We start from the raw sequence: 17,687 nt of genomic DNA, 5'->3' as shown, positions 1-17,687 counted from the left end.
ACATGGAGACAGAGCTGATCAGTGTCATTGTTCCGGTCTACAATGTGGAGCGATTTCTCCGCCGCTGCGTGGACAGCATTCTGCACCAGACCTATCAGGATCTTGAGGTCCTGCTGGTGGACGATGGCTCCACCGATGCCAGCGGAGCCATCTGCGACGAATATGCCGCACAGGAAGAACGTGTAACAGCAGTCCACCAGAAAAACGGGGGACTCTCTGCAGCGCGCAACGCGGGGCTCGAACGGGCAAAGGGAACGTATCTCTGCTTTGTGGACAGTGATGACTTTCTGGACAGCCGGATGCTGGAAACGCTCTGCCGTGACCTGCAGGAACAGGATGCGGACGTGGCTGTGGTGGGCTTCAGGATGTTTGAACGGGAGGAAGAGCTTGCCCCGGCTGAACTCGCCGTACCGGTGCAGTGTATGACAGGCCGGGAGGCCATCCGCAGCACCCTTGTCTCGGATGAGCTGGGGGATTTTGCCTGGAACAAGCTCTATAAGCGAGAGCTGTTCCGGGATATCCGCTATCCGCTGGGGCGGATGATGGAGGATCAGGGCACGACATATCGCATTTTTCAGCAGTGCAGCAAAGTCGCATATCGCCTGGTGCCGCTGTATTATTACTATCAGCGCCCGGACAGCATCCTTCACCGCAGGAACATGAAGTTCTACGAGGATAAGCTGGATATGGGCTATCAGAAATATCGGGCCATCCGGGAAGCATATCCGGGAATGACGGAAAATGATGCCGCTATGCTGAGCGTGGTGGAGCACTGCTATCCGTATCTGATGCAGGATACGGAGCGCCGCGCAAAGATGGAGGCCTTTCTGCAGGAGTGTGACCCGGCGGCGGCAAAGCTGCTCTGCACCAGCAGCCAGCGGAAGTATCAGCTGCTCAGATGCAGCCGGAGGCTGTATGCAAAACTGTTCCTGCTGAAGAATGGCCCGGCGGCAGAATAAGGGAGGATAATTTGTGCTGAACGATACTGTCAGTATCATTGTGCCGATTTATAACAAGGAAAAGTATCTGGAAAAATGTCTGGACAGCATCCTTGGTCAGACCTATCGGGATCTGGAAATCATTCTGGTGGATGATGGGTCAACAGACAACTCTCTTTCCATCTGTCAGCGCTACGCGGAAAAAGATCTGCGAATCAAGATATACCACAAGCCAAACGGTGGTGTTTCCTCTGCGCGAAATCTGGGATTGGAAAAAAGTACAGGAAAGTATATTTCATTTGTTGATCCAGATGATTTTATTCATTCGGAATTTATAGAACGGCTGGAAATGATGTTGGTGCAATCGGACGCGGAAATTGCATACTGTAAAATGCTGGATGTTTGGGAAGGCAGTGACGTAGAACATATTCCCAAAATTACAGATAAAGTTTGCATATTGGATGCAAGACGGTACGATTGGTTTACACCAGCAGCGCATAAAGTCGCCTGCAGCGCAGTATACCGAAAAAGCTGTGTGAAGGATATTCGATTTTCTGATGACCTGTATATTGGAGAAGATACTCTTTTCTTAGCAGAATGCATCAAAAAAGCATCTAAGATTGTTCGTTCGGAAAGTGAATTATACTATTACTACCGCAATGATCAGTCGGTAACGCTGTGCGATTATTTTACTGGAAAATTAACAGAAATGATGGCGTGGGAGCGAATTGTTGTATTGTATGCGAATGAATCACTTGTACAGAAGACTGCAAAAGCGGGATATTCACAGGTTTGTCGTGAGTTAGTGGTTAAATATGGAAAGAGTGCACACTTTATGGAAGAAGGTTATCCGAAAGCAAAAGCAGGGTTTTACAGATGGGCAAAGGAAATGATGCAACAGCAACTTCAGGAAAAGAGATATTTTTACTGGCTTAAAACCATGTATTCGTATTTCTTCTGGGACGCATGGGTAAAGAAAAAACAGGGTGAGTGAAAGTATCTAGTTATGAAGAAATCGCTTACATTAAATGCAATAATGAGTGGAACCAAGACGATTCTACAAATCATCTTTCCACTGATTACATTCCCGTACATATCTAACATTCTACAAGTAAATAATTTGGGCAAAGTGAACTTTGCCAGCTCCGTCTGCGGGTATTTTCTGCTGTTTGCAGGCCTTGGCATCTCCTCCTATGCGGTGCGTGAGGGGTCCCGCTATGTGAACGACCGGGAAAAGCTGTCGGCCTTTGCCTCGGAGATGTTCTCCATCAATATGATCTCCACGGCCCTGACCTATGCGGCATTGGCTGTGACGATGCTTTTCTGGACAAAGCTCCATGCCTATACCGACCTGATGCTGGTGCTGAGTTTACAGATCTTCTTTACGACCATCGGCACCGAATGGGTGTTCACGATCTTTGAGGAGTATACCTATATCACAGTTAGAGGTATTATTTTTCAAATAATATCAATTCTGATGATGTTCGCATTTGTTAAAACGCAGGACGATTACTGTATTTACGCAGGAATTACGGTGTTTGCCGCAGCAGGTGCGAATATATTGAACTTCTTTCGAGCTAGGAAATATTGCACGATTCGACTGACAGCAAAAATAGACTGGAAAAAGCATTTAAAACCAATACTTCTGATTTTTGCATCGAGCTTTGCAATTACGATTTATGTAAATTCAGATGTGACAATTCTCGGAGTTTTAACTTCAGACTATCATGTGGGAATTTACACCGTTGCAATGAAGATATATACGATGGTAAAATCGGTTCTGGCATCTATTCTTTTAGTATCTGTTCCGAGGTTGTCTCGTTATGCGGGAATGCAGGATAGGCTGAATTTTGAAAGGCTTTTTAATAAAGTATTTGGGGCAATGGTATTAACCGTTCTTCCGGCTGTAGTGGGATTGTTTGAACTAAGTCAAGAGGTCGTTCTTTTTATCTCAAGCGAAAGCTATCTGGAAGCAGCTGTGCCACTTCGCGTTTTGAGTATAGCATTGGTAGCAAGTTTATTTGGGTGGCTCTATAATACTTGTGTTTTGGTGCCATGGAAAAGAGAAGGTCAATTTTTGGTAGCAACGCTTGTGAGTGCAATTTTGAACGTGGGGCTGAACATCCTGCTCATCCCGCGGTTCCGGGAGAATGCGGCGGCCTTTACCACCCTGCTGGCAGAGCTGTGCTCCATGATGCTCTGTATCCGCTGCTCCAGGGGTCTGGTCACGGTCTCTGCTGACCGGCGCACCGTTGGCTCGGTGCTCTGCGGCTGTGTGGGCATCGTTCTTGTCTGTACCGGGGTCAAGGCACTGGCTCTGCCCAATCTCATCTGCATTCTGGCGGCAGTGCTGGGCTCAGTGGCTGCATACGTAGCCTTCCTGCTGGGTATGAAAAATCCGCTGGTGCTGGAATACCTGGAAAAAGCGAAGCAGAAGTTCCGGAAAATATCCTGAATGGACAGGATCCGCTGCGGGGGCGAACACTCCCTGCGGCGGGTCTTTTTCAGAAAAAACGGCGTTTTCTGGTGCGTTCCGGCAAAATCACCACATTTCTTTGCTTCTGCAACAAATGTTTGTTAATAAATTATCCATCCTCCGTCCTTGCAATACACACGCTTTTTGTTTATAATAAGGATGTACGGGGAAGTTCGCAGTGCGCGGCCCCCGATGAAGAGCAAAATTCGATTCCGAACGAAAAGAATTTGAGAGGAGTTTGTTACCATGGGTTTAGGTAAGAAAACGATCGACGATCAGAATTACTGCGGCAAGAAGGTCCTTGTCCGCTGCGATTTCAATGTCCCGATGAAGGACGGCGTGATCACCAACGAGAACCGCATCAATGCGGCTCTGCCCACCATCCAGAAGCTGGTCAACGATGGTGCTAAGGTCATCCTGTGCAGCCACCTGGGCAAACCCAAGAACGGCCCCGAGGCAAAGTTCAGCCTGGCACCCGTTGCTGTGGCTCTGAGCGCAAAGCTGGGCAAGACCGTTGTGTTCGCTGATGACGATAACGTTGTGGGCGAGAACGCAAAGGCTGCTGTTGCCGCAATGAACAACGGCGATGTCGTTCTGCTGCAGAACACCCGTTTCCGCAAGGAAGAGACCAAGAACATGCCTGAGTTCAGCCAGGAGCTGGCTTCTCTGGCAGATGCATACGTTGACGATGCATTCGGCAGCTGCCACCGTGCACACTGCTCCACCGCAGGTGTCACCGACTACATCAAGGATACCGCTGTCGGTTACCTGATGGAGAAGGAGATCAAGTACCTGGGCAACGCAGTCAACGATCCCGTTCGTCCCTTCACCGCCATCCTGGGCGGCGCTAAGGTCGCCGATAAGCTGAACGTCATCTCCAATCTGCTGGAGAAGGTCGATACCCTGATCATCGGCGGCGGCATGGCTTACACCTTCGTCAAGGCTCAGGGCTACGAAGTCGGCAAGAGCCTGTGCGACGATACCAAGCTGGATTACTGCAAGGAAATGATGGCCAAGGCCAAGGAGAAGGGCGTGAAGCTGCTGCTGCCTGTGGACGCAGCCTGCATCAAGGACTTCCCCGATCCCATCGATGCTCCCGTGGATGTCACTGTGGTGCCCGTCACCGCCATCCCTGCTGACATGGAGGGCTGCGACATCGGCCCCGAGACCATGAAGCTGTTTGCCGATGCTGTCAAGGCATCCAAGACCGTGGTGTGGAACGGCCCCATGGGCGTGTTCGAGAACCCCACCCTGGCAGCTGGTACTCTGGCTGTTGCCAAGGCTATGGCTGAGAGCGATGCTACCACCGTGATCGGCGGCGGCGACAGCGCAGCAGCTGTGCAGCAGATGGGCCTGGGCGACAAGATGACCCACATCTCTACCGGCGGCGGCGCTTCTCTGGAGTATCTGGAGGGCAAGGAGCTGCCTGGTATCGCTGTGATCCAGAACGCATAAGCATCTGAACCAGCATCACTGAGGTGCGGCGGCATATACGCCGCCGCACTTTTTATTTTGGGTAATAAGATCTCTCAGGCTTGCCGACGTTCGCCAGCTCTCCATCCGGGAGGCAGGAGATGTCGTTTATCCTGCCTCTCCTGCCGGGAGAGGCGGCACCGAAGGCGGCGGGGAGGTATTTTGTGATAAGGAGATCGTTAGAATGGATAAGGCAAAGCGTAAGGCAATCATTGCAGGCAACTGGAAGATGAACAAGACCGCCACTGAGGCAGCCAAGCTGGTGGATGAGCTGATCCCCGCCGTCAAGGATGCTTCCTGTGAGGTCGTTATCTGCACCCCCTACACCGATCTGGTCACCGCTGTGGAAAAGACCAAGGGCACCAACATCCATGTGGGTGCTGAGAATGTCCACTTTGAGAAGTCCGGTGCGTTCACCGGCGAGATCAGCGCCGATATGCTGGTGGATCTGGGCGTGGAGTACGTCATCGTCGGCCACTCCGAGCGCCGCCAGTACTTTGCAGAGACTGACCAGACCGTGAACAAGCGCGCTCTGGCTGCCCTGAATGCGGGCCTGAAGGTCATCATCTGCGTGGGCGAGAGCCTGCAGCAGCGCGAGGAGGGCGTGACCGAGGAGCTGGTGCGGATGCAGACCAAGATCGCCCTGCGCGACGTGACCGCCGAGCAGATGGCAAATGTGGTCATTGCCTACGAGCCCATCTGGGCCATCGGCACCGGCAAGACCGCGACCGCTGACCAGGCCGAGGAGGTCTGCGCTCAGATCCGCAAGGTCATCGGCGAAGTGTACGGCGAGGCTGTGGCCGAGGCTGTCACGGTCCAGTACGGCGGCAGCATGAACGCCAAGAACTGCGAGGAGCTGCTGAGCAAGAAGGATGTGGACGGCGGCCTGATCGGCGGCGCATCTCTGAAGGCTCCTGATTTTGCTGTTATCGTCAATGCCGCTTCCAACGGCTGAGAAGGCCCTCTGACCTGTTTTCCCAGCGCCCGGCTGCGCCGTTTTTCCAGCGCTGTGCCGGGCGCTATTTGTTCTAAATCAAAGGAGATTCAACGTTATGTCCAAGAAACCTGTACTTCTGTGCATCATGGATGGCTTTGGCTGGGTGCCCAACGAGACCTACGGCAATGCCGTGGTCGCCGCAAAGACCCCCCATCTGGATGCCCTGATGGAAAAATATCCCATGACCACCATCGATGCCTCCGGCATGGCTGTCGGCCTGCCCGATGGTCAGATGGGCAACTCTGAGGTGGGCCACACCAACATGGGCGCTGGCCGCATCGTTTACCAGCAGCTGACCCTCATCACCAAGTCCATTCGGGATGGTGAGATGTTCAAGAACCCCGTGCTGGTCAAGAACATGAAGGCTGCCATTGAGGCAGGCAAGGCCATCCACCTGATGGGCCTGGTGGGCACCGGCGGTGTCCACAGCCACGCTGACCACTGGTTCGGCGTGCTGGAAATGGCAAAGCACATGGGCGCAAAGGAAGTCTACCTGCACTGCATCACCGATGGTCGTGATACCGACCCCCACGCCGGCAAGGGCTTCCTGGCTGACCTGCAGGCCAAGCTGGATGAGCTGGGCGTTGGCAAGATCGCCAGCGTTTCCGGCCGTTACTACGCCATGGACCGCGACAACAACTGGGACCGCGAGGAGAAGGCTTACGCCGCATTCGTCTACGGTGAGGGCAACCACGCTGCCAACGCTGCCGAGGCCATTGAGGCATCCTATGCTGCCGATAAGACCGACGAGTTCGTTCTGCCCTGCGTCACCTGTGAGGGCGGCCGCGTGCAGGATGGCGATACCGTCATCTTTATGAACTTCCGTCCCGACCGTGCCCGCCAGATGACCCGCATCTTCTGCGATGACGACTTCAAGGGCTTTGAGCGCCGCGGCGGCCGCAAGCAGGTCAACTATGTCTGCATGGCCGAGTACGATGCCACCATGCCCAACTGCGAGGTCGCCTATCCTCCCGTGGAGCTGAAGAACGTTCTGGGCCAGTACCTGTCCGAGAACGGCAAGACCCAGCTGCGCATTGCCGAGACCGAGAAGTATGCACACGTCACCTTCTTCTTCAATGGCGGTGTGGAGGCTCCCTACGAGGGTGAGGACCGCTGCGTCATCCCCAGCCCGAAGGTTGCCACCTACGACCTGCAGCCTGAGATGAGCGCCCCTGAGGTGGCTGCTGAGTGCGTCAAGCGCATCGAGAGCGGCAAGTATGATGTGGTCATCCTGAACTTTGCCAACTGCGACATGGTCGGCCACACCGGCGTGTTCGATGCCGCTGTCAAGGCCGTTGAGGCTGTGGATGCCGCTGTGGATCAGGTGGTCACCGCTGTGCTGAACGCAGGCGGCTGCGCCTTTATCACGGCTGACCACGGCAACGCCGAGAAGATGATGAACCCGGACGGCACTCCCTTCACCGCCCACACCACCAACGTGGTGCCCTTTGTGGCCGTTGGCTGCGGCGATGTGAAGCTGCGCGAGGGCGGCTGCCTGGCAGATATCGCCCCCACCATGCTGCCCTATATCGGCCTGCCTGTCCCCGCTGAGATGACCGGCAAGAGCATCATCGTGGAGTAAGCACTCCGCAAAAAAGCTTTCCTGAAACGTAAAAAGACCTCCCCGTGCAGGTGCTGCCTGCATGGGGAGGTCTTTTGCTGTATCGCTTAGTAGTGCAGCTGGTCAGCGGTCAGTGCTTCCAGCACCGGCAGCATGGCGGCTGCCTCGGCCTTGGCGGCGGGCAGATCCATATCGCGGTAGTTGCCGCATTCCACCTCGCTGGCACCGGGGATATCCCCCTCAAAGGCGGCCATGAAGCGGAAGGAATCCACGGTCAACTCCAGTGCCTGTGCCGGGGTCAGCCCGCGGGTGAGCAGGTAGAAGCCGGTGCGGCAGCCCATGGGGCCAACGTAGATCACGCCGTCCTTCACCGCGCTGTTGCGGGCGTAGGTGGCAAACAGGTGCTCCAGCGTGTGGGCGGCACCGGTGGTCAGGTAATCGCCCTGATTGGGCTTCTTCATCCGGATGTCCCAGGTCAGCACATCACCATCCTGGCGGCTCAGGTACATGCCCCGGTCCAGTTTGGTGTGATCGACACAAAAGCTTGCAATGCGTTCCATGATGTTCTCCTTCAGGATCAGGCCTGCAGGCGCTGGACACTGCCGTGGGCACAATCCACAGCGATATCCAGGCCGTCGCGGATGTGGCTGCAGGCACCTGCAGCACCCACGATGGTGGGCTTGAGCAGGGAGTTGCCCACAATGGCAGCGTGGCTGTTCAGGCCGGGCTCCTCAACCACCAGAGCGGCGGCATCGCGGACATAGCCCAGCATCTCGTTGGTGGTGGAGGGAACGACCAGCACCATGCCGGGGCGGAACTTTGCCTTGACCTCCTCCAGAGTGCGGCAGACGCAGGCCTTGCCGCTGGCGGAGACCAGATCAGTCTTGCCGCGGCCCACGCCCACACCGGTGGCCAGGCAGTTGCCCACCATGTGGATCTTGATCATGTTGGTGGTGCCGGAAACGCCCACAGGCACGCCTGCGGTCACAACGGCCAGCTCGCCGTTGTGCAGGTAGCCGTTCTTCTCGGCCAGAGCGGTGGACATCTCAATCAGCTCATCGGTGCTGTGGGCGGGGCCCATCAGCAGGGAAGTGATGCCCCAGCTCAGGGAGAGCTGACGCTGCACCTGCTCGTCCATAACGCAGGCAATGATGGGCTGCTTGGGGCGGTACTTGCTCAGCAGGCGGGCGGTGTTGCCGGATTCGGACACGGTGACGATGGCGGCAGCGTTCACGTCCTTGGCGGTCAGGCAGGCAGCATGAGCGGTTGCATCGCTGACGCTGATCTGGATCTCGGCGTGGCGCTGGGGGCGGTAGTGCTCCTCGTTCTCGGTGCGCTCTGCAATGGCGGACATGGTCTTGAGGGCCTCCACGGGGTAGTCACCGGCAGCGGTCTCGCCGGACAGCATGATGGCAGAGGTGCCATCGTAGATGGCATTTGCCACGTCGGAGATCTCGGCACGGGTGGGGCGGGGGTTGACCATCATGCTGTCCAGCATCTGGGTGGCAGTGACGATGGGCTTGCCGAAGGAGAAGGAGCGGTCGATGATGTCCTTCTGGATGCCGGGCAGCTCGGTGAAGTCGATCTCAACGCCCAGGTCACCACGGGCCACCATGACGGCATCGGCTGCGGAGAGGATGCTGTCGATGTTGTTCACACCCTCGCGGTTCTCGATTTTGGCAATGATGCGGATGTTGGAGTCGTACTCATTCAGCAGGTTGCGGATGTCGTACACGTCCTGAGCGGTGCGCACAAAGGAAGCAGCGATGAAGTCAAAGCCGTTCTGCACGCCAAAGATGATGTCCTCGCGGTCCTTCTGGCTCAGGTAGGGCATGGACAGATGCACGCCGGGCACATTGACACCCTTTTTGGTCTTGATCTTGCCGCTGTTCAGCACGGTGCAGATGATGTCGGTGTCGGTGACCTGCTCAATGTGCAGCATGATCAGGCCGTCGTCCAGCATGATGGTGCCGCCGGGCTGCACGTCCTGGGGCAGATCCTTGTAAGTGACGGAGCAGATCTCCTTGGTTCCCTCCACCTCGCGGGTGGTCAGGGTAAAGGTCTGGCCGGCTTCCAGCATCTCCACACCGTTCTTGAACTCCTTCAGGCGGATCTCGGGGCCTTTGGTGTCCAGCAGGGCGGCAACGGGCTTGCCCAGCTCCTCACGCAGCGCTTTCAGCTTTGCCAGACGGCCGCCATGCTCCTCGTAGGAACCGTGGGAGAAGTTGAAACGGGCCACGTTCATGCCGTTTGCGATCAGGTCGCGCAGGACATCGCCCTTATCGGTAGAAGGGCCCAGGGTGCAGATGATCTTCGTTTTTCTCATAAAATACCTCCAACGTTCACGCTATAATGCTCTCTATCTTGACGCAGCAGCCCAAGCTGGCTGCTCTCTGGCGGGCAGTGATTGCTTTGCGCCCGCGGCGGCAGTATACGCCAATATGGCTGTTTCAACAAACCATACCACTATACATTATAAGCTCTTGGATACAATAGCGCAAGAAAAATCTTTGCAAAGAAACTGCTAAGATTTCATCAGGTTTGAACAAAAAACTTTCCACCACAAAGCGCTTGCATAACCGGCGGGATTTGCTTATAATGAGGGTAAGCAAAAGTGCGACTGTTCCGGGGCAGCCCCGGAGGAAAATGGAGTGAAAACATATGGAAAAGCGTGTATTTTTGATCGTGCTGGACAGCTTTGGCATCGGCGCGGAGCCGGATGCAGCCGCCTTTGGCGACGAGGGCACCAACACGCTGGGAGCCATTGCAGGGCATCCCAATTTCAACTGCCCCAACCTGAAAAAGCTGGGCCTGTTCAACATTGACGGTGTGACTGCGGGCGAAAAGACCGACGCGCCCGCCGGTGCCTTTGCCCGCCTGCAGGAGCAGAGCATGGGCAAGGATACCACCATCGGCCACTGGGAGATCGCCGGGGTGGTCAGCCCGAACCCGCTGCCCACCTTCCCCAACGGCTTCCCGGAGGAGCTCATTCAGGAGTTTGAGGCAAAAACCGGCCACAAAGTCCTCTGCAATCTGCCCTATTCCGGCACCGAGGTGCTGAAGGACTACGGCGAGCAGGCCATGAAGGAAAATGCCCTCATCGTCTACACCAGCGCCGACAGCGTGTTCCAGGTGGCTGCCCACGAGGAGCTGGTGCCCGTGCACGAGCTTTACCGCTACTGCGAGATCGCCCGTGAGATGCTGAAGGGCGCGTACGGCGTGGGCCGTGTCATCGCCCGGCCCTTCCTGGGCAGCAGCGCCGAGACCTTCTACCGTACCACCAACCGCCACGACCTGAGCCTGAAGCCGCCCCGTGCCACCATGCTCGACTTGCTGAAGGAGGCCGGCAGGGATGTCATCGCCGTGGGCAAGATCTTTGATATCTTTGACGGGCAGGGCGTGACCGAAAAGATCAAGACTACCGGCAACACCAATGGCATCGCCTTCACCAAGGCATTGCAGACCCGGGATTTCGAGGGCCTGGCCTTTGTGAATCTGGTGGATTTTGATATGCTCTACGGCCACCGCCGCGACGTGCCCGGCTATGCTGCCGCCGCCACCGAATTTGACCGCTTCCTGGCCGACTTCATCCCCGGGATGCGGGAGGGCGACCTGCTGATGATCACCGCCGACCACGGCTGCGACCCCTCCTACACCAAGACCACGGACCATACCCGCGAGTATGTGCCGTATCTGGTCTGCGGCAAGGGCGTGAAGCCCGGTGTGGATTTGGGCACCCGGCTCTGCTTTGGCACCATTGCACAGACCGTGTGTGAATATCTGGGTGTGGACGCTTCCAGCCTGGACGGCCACAGCGTGCTGCAGGAGATCCTGAAGTAATATCGGCCCTCTCAGTCATGCGACAGCGTGATCGAGAGGGCTATTTTTTGTGCAAAGTCTTGAACAATATAGTCAGTTGTGGTAGACTAGCACATGCACGCTCGGTGCGTACAAAGTTTACGCCGGGCGCAGGAATTGATATGGTTTCAGAATAGAAGGAGACTATCACATGAGAATCAATCGTACTCTGGGTCTGGCACTGACCGCTGCTGTGCTGGCTGTTGCCATGACTGGCTGCTCCAATAGTGCATCTTCCACCGCATCCTCCGCTGCTTCCAGCGAGGCTGCTTCCTCTGTGGCCGCTTCCAGCGAAGCTGCCGAGAGCGAGGCCGCTGCCGCCAGCGTTGTCAGCACCGAGGATCTGGATGTGAACGGCACCACCTACTCCGCTGACTGCTACGGCGAGTTCACCCTGTCCAACGGCGACACCATGAAGCTGTGGAAGGTGAAGGACGCTTACGCAGACCTGAGCGCTCTGCCCATGAAGGGCATGGCCGAGGAGTTCCCCATCGAGGCCGAGGCCGAGCAGATCTATGTTGCTGACGTGACCAGCAACGGCGAGACCACCCGCCAGTATCTGCGCACCGACAAGGCTGGCCGCAACGGCACTGTCTCTGTCAAGACCTTTGAGCTGGGCGACGCTGAGTAATCGCGCTTCCCTGTAAAATCAGCAGACAACAAGCCCCGGACCTTTTGCAAGGCCCGGGGCTTGTGCTGTTTTATTCTGTTTTATTCTCCACTGCTGCTGGAGCCGAACAGAGCATCCAGCACGGTGGAAGCGGCCTGATGCAGGGAGTTGGCAGCAGATTCCACCTGTTCCTGCGTGGGCAGAGAGATAGAAGGTGTTTCTGCTCCGCTGGTGGATCCACTGCTGGCTTCACTCTCAGCAGGTGCTTCGGTGGAAGCCTCGCTCTCGGCAGGCGCTTCGGGGGTGGGTTCTGCGGGCTGCTCATCGGCAGGCTGTTCCGCAGGCACGCTCTCGGCAGGTTCCTCCACAATGACGCTGTCGGGCGATTCTTCCACAGAGGTGCCCGCGTTGGGATCGGCCGTGGGGGTGTATACCTCGGTCTTTTCGGGGGTCTGCTGGGTATCGCTCACGGTGCCCTCGCCGCCCAGAACGGATGCGATCAGTTCCTTGGCCTGGTTGACGGAGTTCTCATCCGGCTTCATCACATAGAGGCTCTGACCCTTTGCGGAGTAGCACTGGGAGCTCTTGCCGCCGGTGCCGGTCACGGTATAGCTCTGGATGTCCCAGTCAGACAGGCTTGCCAGCTGCATCCGCACCAGTGCGGAGATCTGCTCCTGAGAAAGGCTGGTCACAAAGCAGTCGGACACAGCATCCATCAGCTTGGAGAAGCTCATCAGCACGGTGGGGGATTTGATCTTGTTCATCATGGCATCGATGACTTTCATCTGGTTGATGCCGCGCTGGATATCGCCGGAGGCAAAGGCATGGCGCTCACGGGCAAAGGCCAGAGCGCTCTTGCCGTCCAGATGGTTCCAGCCCTCGGCAAAGGTGGTGGGGTCATAGTAGCCGGGGCTGCCCACCGAGGTGAACGCCTGATCGGAGTAGACATCCACGCCGCCCACGGCATCGATGATGCTGATGAAGCCCGCAAAGTTGATGCGGAGGTATTGGTCCACATTGACCCCGTACAGGTTGCCCAGGGTTGCCATGCTGGTCTCCACGCCGTACAGACCGGCATGAGTCAGCTTGTCCTTGCTGTTGGTGCCCGCCAGATCAACGTAGTAATCGCGGGGGGTGTTGATGAGCGCCACCTGTTTGGTGGAGGGGTTGACCACGGCGAGAATGTTCACATCGCTGCGGGCCTTTTCAGTCAGTTCGCCGCGGTTGTCCACGCCGCTCAGATAGACCACAAAGGGCTCCTTGGTGATCTTGTTGGCCTCGGTGCCGGTGACAAGGCCGGAGGTCACGTTGTCCAGTGCACTCAGGCCCTGCTGAGCCCAGACACAGCCCAGCGCCAGAAAGGCGCACAGGAACACCGAGAACACCCGGGATACCTTGCGGGGGGCGCTGTACTCCTGGCAGCGCTTGACCAGCAGCCAGAACAGCACCAGCAGCGCCGCAATGATGACCAGATACAGCGCGGGCAGCATCTGGGTGCGCCAGAGCTGTAGGAAGGCCGCAATGCTCAGAATGGCTTGTACGATCAGCAAAACAGTACCTCGTTTCGGGTTGGCCGCGCCGGTATCTGCATCCGGCTTGCGGCGGGGGGGCTTTGACTCCGGGGCAGGCCCGCCGGTATGCTTCGGCGGCTTGGGCGGTGCAGGCGGCGGGGTGGGAGCGGCAGTTTCCGGCGCAAAAAAGGCCGCGCTGTCCACCTCCACAGTCTTTTCTTCCGGTGGGCGGTGGCCCCGGTGGATGTGCCGGGTGCTGTCATCGTCCATATGGGAACGGGAAGTTTCATCAAACATAGGAATTCTCCTTTTTGACATGTCCTCAGGCAAGGGGCACGATGGTCAGAACGGCCCGTGCCGGCAGGCAGGTGGCCGTCTGATCCTCCTGCGAGATCCAGCCAAAGCTCTCGCAGATGTGGTCAGGGCAGGGGGAATCAATGAACCGTGCCGCGCCGTCTTTGACCTCGATGTGCACCGTCAGATAGCCGGTGTCGATGTCATAGACGGCATCCTTGTCCAGGGAGATCTTCTGCACCGTGTTTGCATCGCCGTAGATCAGCTCCGCGCCCAGGGTGCTGCCGCTCTGCCCGGCACTGCGGAGGTAAAAAAGCACCCCCGCGATCACCAGAACAACAGCGGCAAACAGTAAATTGACCCAGAGATTTTTTTTCTGCTTCATGGCTCAGGCATCCTTCTGGGGGAACAGCTGTTCCAGCTCGGCCAGCCACAGGGCGGCGCAGGCATCGCTGGGCATCCGCCAGTCCCCGCGCGGCGAGAGGGTCACGCTGCCGATCTTGGGGCCGTCGGGCAGGCAGCTGCGCTTGAACTGCTGGGCAAAGAACCGCCAGTAGAAGTTGCGCAGCCACTTGTAAAGCACCGCGTCCGGGTATTCCTCCCGGCCCGCAAAGGCTGCCCTGGCCAGCCGGAAGATCTTTGCCGGGCCAAAGCCGAAGCGGAGCACATAATAAAGGTAGAAGTCGTGCAGTTCATAGGGACCCACCAGATCCTCGGTGCGCTGTGCGATCTCACCGTTGTCCTTGGCGGGCAGCAGCTCGGGGGACACAGGGGTGTCGAGGATGTCCAGCAGCACCTCTTTCAGGGCCGGGGTGGCGGCAATGTCGGCTTCGTACCGGACAAGGTGGCGCACCAGCGTTTTGGGTACGCCTGCGTTCACGCCGTACATGCTCATGTGGTCGCCGTTGTAGGTGGCCCAGCCCAGGGCCAGCTCGGAAAGGTCGCCGGTGCCCACCACCAGACCGCCGGTGCGGTTGGCGGTGTCCATCAGCTCCAGGGTGCGCACGCGGGCCTGGCCGTTCTCGTAGGTCACATCCAGCACGCTCTCGTCCTGGCCGATGTCCCGGAAGTGGCTGTGCACCGTGGCGGCAATGTCGATCTCGGTAAAGCTGACGTGCAGCTCGTCACAGAGGATCTCCGCATTGCTGCGGGTGCGCTTGGTGGTGCCAAAGCAGGGCATGGTCACGGCCAGCACATCGGTGGTGGGGCGGCCCAGCTGCTTCATGGCGCGGACAGCCACCAGCAGGGCAAGGCAGCTGTCCAGACCGCCCGAAATGCCGATGACGGCTGTTTTGGCGCGGGCGTGCTCAAGACGCTTGGCCAGGCCATCGGCCTGCATCTTCAAAATCAGCTCACAGCGCTCGGCACGCAGCTGCTCGTTGTGGGGGATAAAAGGGGTGGGGTCTACCCAGCGGGTCAGCACGGTGTCGGTCAGGGCCAGGTCGAACTCCACGGTCTGGTAGCCCTCAGTGCTGGGCTCAAAGCTGGTGTTGCGTGCCCGCTCCGATTCCATCCGCTGGCAGTCCAGCTCCGTCTCGGCAAGGCCGCCCGCAAAGGGCTTTACCTCGGCCAGCAGGGTGCCGTTCTCGGCGATCAGGTCGTGGCCTGCGAACACCATGTCCTGGGTGCTCTCGCCGTGGCCTGCCGAGGCGTACAGGTAACCGCAGAGCAGGCGGGCAGACTGGTTTTCCACCAGTGCCCGGCGGTACTCGGCCTTGCCTACCGTTTCATCGCTGGCCGAAAGGTTGGCGATGACGGTAGCGCCTGCCAGTGCGTGGAAGGTGGAGGGCGGCAACGCGCTCCACAGGTCCTCGCAGAGCTCCACGCCCAGCACAAAGCTGGGCATCTGGCGGCAGCGGAAGAGCAGGGAGGTGCCAAAGGGGACATCCTGCCCGCAGACATTCACCCACTCCACCTCGGTGGAACCGGGGGTGAACTGCCGCTTTTCATAAAACTCGCCGTAGTTGGGCAGGTACGTTTTGGGAACCAGACCCAGCAGCTGCCCGCGGCAGAGCACGGCAGCGCAGTTGTACAGCTTGCCCCGTACCATCAGGGGCAGGCCCACAAGGGCCACGGTGTCCAGCTCCCGGCTGGCATCCAGCAGCTCCTGCAGGCCGGTCAGGGCTCCCTGCTGCAGGGTGCGCTGCAAAAACAGGTCGCCGCAGGTATAGCCGGTCAGGCAGAACTCAGGGAACACGGCCAGCTTCACGCCGCGGGCGGCGGCGGCACGCAGCTCTGTGAGGATCTGCCGGGTGTTGTAGGCGCAGTCCGCCACCCGAAGCGCGGGCGAGAGGGCTGTTGCTTTCAAAAAACCATCTTTCATCGGAGGATTTCACATCCTGTCTCTCTTGTTTGCCCACGGCGAACAACTGTGCTCCCGTGGTGAGGATAGTATACCACACTCTGGCCAAAACGAAAAGAGGGCTGTTATCAACCCTCTCTGCCTCTGCGCCTGACGGCGGGGCAAAGAAGGGTTCTAACAACCCCCTGCAGATACACCAAATGGAAAACGAGATGGACCGTAAGCCGGGTTCTGTATTAAACGACGATCTGTCTAGGCCTGCCATTGCTGACAGGCTCATGCCGCCTTCGGGACACGCGAGCAGCGCTGTACGTCCCATATAGGCGTTGCTTCCGGTAGGGTTTACAAAGCCGCATAGTCACCCATGCGCTGGTGAGCTCTTACCTCGCCCTTTCATCCTTACCGCATTGCTGCGGCGGTTTCCTTTCTGTTGCACTTTCCCTGAGGTCACCCTCGGCTGCCGTTAGCAGTTACCGTGCTCTGTGAGGCCCGGACTTTCCTCAGAGCGGTCAAAGCCGCCCCGCCGCCGTATGTTCCACTCGTTTTCTGTTCCCCATAATACCATAAAAAAACAAGATTTGCAAGTGACGATAAAATTTGGTATAATAAATTTAAATATGGCGTGAAATTTTTGGGGAGGGACAACGGATGCAGCTGCTTTTCAATGTCCCACCCGAAGCCGATGGCGTGCTGCTGCGCGGCTTTCTGCGCCGGTGTGCCGTCTCCACAGAGCTGGCCCGGGCGGTCAAATTCCATGGCAGCGGCTTTTTTGCAGACGATGTGCCCATTCTGGCCAACCGCCGTGTGCAGGCGGGGCAGACCATCCGCTTTGCGCTGCCCGCCGACGGCCCCGGCGTGGAGCCGCAGCCTGAGATCCCGGTCAGGGTCGTTTATGAGGATGCTTTTGCCGTGGTGCTGGAAAAACCGCCCCATCTGGCGGTCCACCCCACCCTGAACTACCCCCGGGATACCCTGGCCAACGGCTATGCCGCCTGGGCGGCTGCCCACGGCGAAAGCCCGGTGTTCCGCCCGGTGAACCGGATCGATAAAGACACCAGCGGGCTGGTGCTGGCCGCAAAGAACGGCTATGCCGCGCCCCTGCTGGCCGAGGATGTAGAGAAACTCTATTACGCCATCGTGGAGGGCGAACTGCCCCTTGGCCCCGGAGTCATCGATGCCCCCATTGGCCGGAGAGGGGACAGCATCATCGGGCGGTGCGTGACCCCCGAGGGCAAGCCCAGCCGCACCGAGTATACCATATTAAGGGCAGCGCAGGGCCTGAGCCTTGCCGCCTGTGTTCCCGTGACGGGCCGCACCCATCAGATCCGGGTGCACTTTGCATCCATCGGCCACCCGCTGGCCGGGGACGACCTTTACGGCGGGCACCGTGACCGCATTGCCCGGCAGGCGCTCCATTGTGCCCGGCAGAGTTTCCGGGTGCCGACTTACACCGAGGTGCCCGGCGGCATCCGGCTGGAAACGCCGGTGGAGGAACACGCCCACACCGTTGCGGTGGAGAGCCCCCTGCCCGAGGATATGCGGGCATTGTTGGATGCTGAAATATGAAAATATGGTGAAACCTCTGTGAAAGCTCTGCCCAAATTTTGTGACAAGCCTTGTATCGGCCCGGGCAGAGTGTATAATTGATATGAATTTGTAACTTTCGA

14 protein-coding genes and 1 other RNA gene are annotated in these 17,687 nt (G+C 57.9%); 9 read left to right on the top strand and 6 right to left on the bottom strand.

From position 1 onward, the window contains the following. Nucleotides 1-2 precede the first annotated feature (2 nt). From MTP40_RS10225 to gpmI, 6 genes are all read left to right on the top strand, one after another. Nucleotides 3-959, top strand: a complete 957-nt coding sequence (locus tag MTP40_RS10225) for a glycosyltransferase family 2 protein (RefSeq protein WP_249259323.1) — start codon at nucleotides 3-5, stop codon at nucleotides 957-959. A gap of 13 nt (nucleotides 960-972) precedes the next feature. Then, nucleotides 973-1,932: a glycosyltransferase family 2 protein gene (locus MTP40_RS10220; protein ID WP_249259322.1), complete on the top strand. Its 960-nt coding sequence runs from the start codon at nucleotides 973-975 to the stop codon at nucleotides 1,930-1,932. A 12-nt stretch (nucleotides 1,933-1,944) separates the two neighbouring features. Beyond that, nucleotides 1,945-3,393 carry a flippase gene (locus MTP40_RS10215; RefSeq protein WP_249259321.1) on the top strand — a complete coding sequence of 483 codons (1,449 nt, stop codon included), beginning with the start codon at nucleotides 1,945-1,947 and terminating at the stop codon, nucleotides 3,391-3,393. Nucleotides 3,394-3,660: 267 nt separating this feature from the next. Continuing rightward, nucleotides 3,661-4,869 carry a phosphoglycerate kinase gene (locus MTP40_RS10210; RefSeq protein ID WP_097773591.1) on the top strand — a complete coding sequence of 403 codons (1,209 nt, stop codon included), beginning with the start codon at nucleotides 3,661-3,663 and terminating at the stop codon, nucleotides 4,867-4,869. 202 nt (nucleotides 4,870-5,071) lie between these two features. Continuing rightward, the gene (gene tpiA, locus MTP40_RS10205) at nucleotides 5,072-5,842 is read left to right on the top strand and encodes a triose-phosphate isomerase (protein ID WP_005931061.1); all 771 of its coding nucleotides are present in this window, start codon (nucleotides 5,072-5,074) and stop codon (nucleotides 5,840-5,842) included. 97 nt (nucleotides 5,843-5,939) lie between these two features. Then, nucleotides 5,940-7,466 carry a 2,3-bisphosphoglycerate-independent phosphoglycerate mutase gene (gene gpmI / locus MTP40_RS10200; protein WP_249259320.1) on the top strand — a complete coding sequence of 509 codons (1,527 nt, stop codon included), beginning with the start codon at nucleotides 5,940-5,942 and terminating at the stop codon, nucleotides 7,464-7,466. A gap of 86 nt (nucleotides 7,467-7,552) precedes the next feature. On the opposite strand, the gene MTP40_RS10195 is transcribed toward gpmI, so the two are convergent. After that, entirely contained in the window at nucleotides 7,553-8,005 is a 453-nt protein-coding gene (locus MTP40_RS10195; protein ID WP_097770351.1) for an S-ribosylhomocysteine lyase, read from the bottom strand. A 17-nt stretch (nucleotides 8,006-8,022) separates the two neighbouring features. Then, nucleotides 8,023-9,771 (bottom strand): pyruvate kinase, encoded by a 1,749-nt coding sequence (gene pyk, locus MTP40_RS10190; protein ID WP_097770350.1) that lies wholly within the window; start codon nucleotides 9,769-9,771, stop codon nucleotides 8,023-8,025. A 335-nt stretch (nucleotides 9,772-10,106) separates the two neighbouring features. Between pyk and MTP40_RS10185 the strand changes: the two genes are divergently transcribed. Then, nucleotides 10,107-11,285 carry a phosphopentomutase gene (locus MTP40_RS10185; protein WP_005931044.1) on the top strand — a complete coding sequence of 393 codons (1,179 nt, stop codon included), beginning with the start codon at nucleotides 10,107-10,109 and terminating at the stop codon, nucleotides 11,283-11,285. Nucleotides 11,286-11,454: 169 nt separating this feature from the next. After that, a complete protein-coding gene (locus MTP40_RS10180; RefSeq protein ID WP_179859179.1) occupies nucleotides 11,455-11,934 on the top strand; it encodes a hypothetical protein in 480 nt (159 codons plus the stop codon). 80 nt (nucleotides 11,935-12,014) lie between these two features. Here the strand turns inward: MTP40_RS10180 and MTP40_RS10175 are convergent, their stop codons facing one another. The 4 genes from MTP40_RS10175 to rnpB form a co-directional block, all read right to left on the bottom strand. After that, nucleotides 12,015-13,721, bottom strand: coding sequence for an LCP family protein (locus tag MTP40_RS10175; RefSeq protein ID WP_207684784.1), 1,707 nt, complete (start codon nucleotides 13,719-13,721; stop codon nucleotides 12,015-12,017). Between the two features lie 25 nt (nucleotides 13,722-13,746). Next, complete coding sequence (locus MTP40_RS10170) at nucleotides 13,747-14,103, bottom strand: NusG domain II-containing protein (protein ID WP_117504707.1); 357 nt, start codon at nucleotides 14,101-14,103, stop codon at nucleotides 13,747-13,749. A 3-nt stretch (nucleotides 14,104-14,106) separates the two neighbouring features. After that, nucleotides 14,107-16,041: an NAD(+) synthase gene (locus MTP40_RS10165; RefSeq protein ID WP_249259319.1), complete on the bottom strand. Its 1,935-nt coding sequence runs from the start codon at nucleotides 16,039-16,041 to the stop codon at nucleotides 14,107-14,109. A gap of 183 nt (nucleotides 16,042-16,224) precedes the next feature. Continuing rightward, an RNA gene (gene rnpB, locus MTP40_RS10160) (RNase P RNA component class A) lies at nucleotides 16,225-16,562 on the bottom strand. Nucleotides 16,563-16,668: 106 nt separating this feature from the next. Between rnpB and MTP40_RS10155 the strand changes: the two genes are divergently transcribed. Next, a complete protein-coding gene (locus MTP40_RS10155) occupies nucleotides 16,669-17,586 on the top strand; it encodes an RluA family pseudouridine synthase (protein WP_249259318.1) in 918 nt (305 codons plus the stop codon). The last annotated feature ends 101 nt before the right edge of the window (nucleotides 17,587-17,687 follow it).

The sequence above is a fragment of the Faecalibacterium sp. IP-3-29 genome (assembly GCF_023347335.1).
Taxonomy (GTDB): Bacteria; Bacillota; Clostridia; order Oscillospirales; family Ruminococcaceae; genus Faecalibacterium; species Faecalibacterium duncaniae.
Note: the sequence above shows the minus strand (reverse complement) of the source record. Positions and strands in the feature narration are given on the sequence as shown.